General features: G+C 38.2%; 2 protein-coding genes. Both read left to right on the forward strand.

Annotated features, from left to right (window positions below; all coding sequences use genetic code 11):
* The first annotated feature begins 689 nt into the window (after positions 1 to 689).
* The gene (locus L3V37_RS23990; RefSeq protein WP_237307348.1) at positions 690 to 1,088 is read left to right on the forward strand and encodes a hypothetical protein; all 399 of its coding nucleotides are present in this window, start codon (positions 690 to 692) and stop codon (positions 1,086 to 1,088) included.
* Positions 1,085 to 1,270 carry a hypothetical protein gene (locus L3V37_RS23995; protein WP_237307349.1) on the forward strand — a complete coding sequence of 62 codons (186 nt, stop codon included), beginning with the start codon at positions 1,085 to 1,087 and terminating at the stop codon, positions 1,268 to 1,270. The genes L3V37_RS23990 and L3V37_RS23995 overlap by 4 nt, the downstream gene beginning before the upstream one ends.
* Positions 1,271 to 1,520 lie beyond the last annotated feature (250 nt).

A 1,520-nucleotide genomic window follows, 5' to 3' on the forward strand; every position in this document is an offset into this window, starting at 1 on the left:
ATAAGCTAACAAAGCGTTAAAGACGGATTCGCAACGCGTGGCATTTTTCGTTTGCTTTAGCTTTAGTGTGTACGGCACAATATTTCAGGTCGGTGGTCTGAGTTGCTCACCACTTAACGCGGCGTTAGATTTTTCGGGGAACATGAGTAGAATCAAATCAACTTTAATCGCTACTCTGTTGATGCATGTTATGCTGTTTATAGCTGTGGAATATGCGTTTTCTAGAGGAAGTGATTTTCAAATCATAGCGCTAATCATATTGTGGTGTATTGGCTCATTGACTGCTGCTTATCAGTTTCGAAAAGCCACTCGTTCTGAAAGGGCAAAGACGTTTCTAGTAAAGTTAAGTAGCTTCGCATTGTGGCTTATTGCACTTCTACCAATTAGTTTAGGGGCTCTTCTACTATTTCTCACAGTGGCACTTAATGGTGTGGATTTTAGATAGGGCGCAACTGAAAAGTACAAATCTAACAAAGCGTTTAAGACGGATTCGCAACGCTTGGCATTTTTGGTTTGCTTTGGATTTAGTGTTTACAGCACAATGGTTTGGGGTTGGTGGTCTGCGTTGCTCACCACTTAACGCGGCGTTATGCTACAGGAGCGAATGTTGAGTGAATGCTATATGAAACATAAAGTTAGAAAACAATTTTTTTAGTGCAATATTACGTGAAGATCAGGATACTCTAGGCTTGATTTTAGGCATTAAAGAACAATTTGATGTTCCTGTTTTCTTTATTGATGATATTGAAAGTTTCGTCCGTTTAAGTGCAAAGGACATTATTTTGGAAGAAGGAGTTAGCTCCATAACTTCTTATTCTACGATGTATGCTGAAGTTCTTCCGCCTACTAAGCCATTATCTGGGTTAATTGACATTCTAAAAGCTATGCTTGATAAGCTCGATGTGCAATCATCACTTACTATAATTGACAGATACTTATTTCCTGCAAAACATGACAAAGATTACGTAGATAATTTGTTATTTGTAATCTCAGGTTCTATCTCTGAAAATGTTGTAGTACGAGTGGTAATTGGTGAGCGTTCAAATAAAAACTACTTAAAGAGTTTAAATTTAAGCTTAATAAAATGAAGCCGAATGCAGAGGTTCAAGTTGTATATACTGACGAATACCATGATCGCTTCTGGATATCAGATGAAGATAAAGGTCTTTTTGTTGGTACGTCATTAAACGGTATAGGTAAAAAATATTCAATGGTAGACTATTTAAGTAAAAAAGACGCCCAAGAAATATATGACTCGTTGAGCTTGTAGCATAACAATCTGTTTAAGAGTGATTCGCAACGCGTGGCATTTTTACTATGCGTTGCATTTAGTGTTTAAGGTGGTTTGCGGTGGCTTCGGTATTGCGTTGCTCACACCTTAACAGGGCGTTATGTTTCCGAGTACCCCACGTTTAGTAGACACTTTACTAAGTTAGATCTAGGGTCTAATTGAGAGGTGATTTATGGCTAAACATCGTAATCCAGCGTACACCGAAGAATTCCGTAAAGAAGCAGTTCGC

The sequence above is a fragment of the Vibrio sp. D54 genome (assembly GCF_021728075.1).
GTDB lineage: Bacteria > Pseudomonadota > Gammaproteobacteria > Enterobacterales > Vibrionaceae > Vibrio > Vibrio alginolyticus.

What these genes read in the sequence shown, in the direction of transcription:
- L3V37_RS23995 (WP_237307349.1), top strand. Translation starts at nt 1,085, where the DNA reads ATGAAGCCGAATGCAGAGGTTCAAGTTGTATATACTGACGAATACCAT.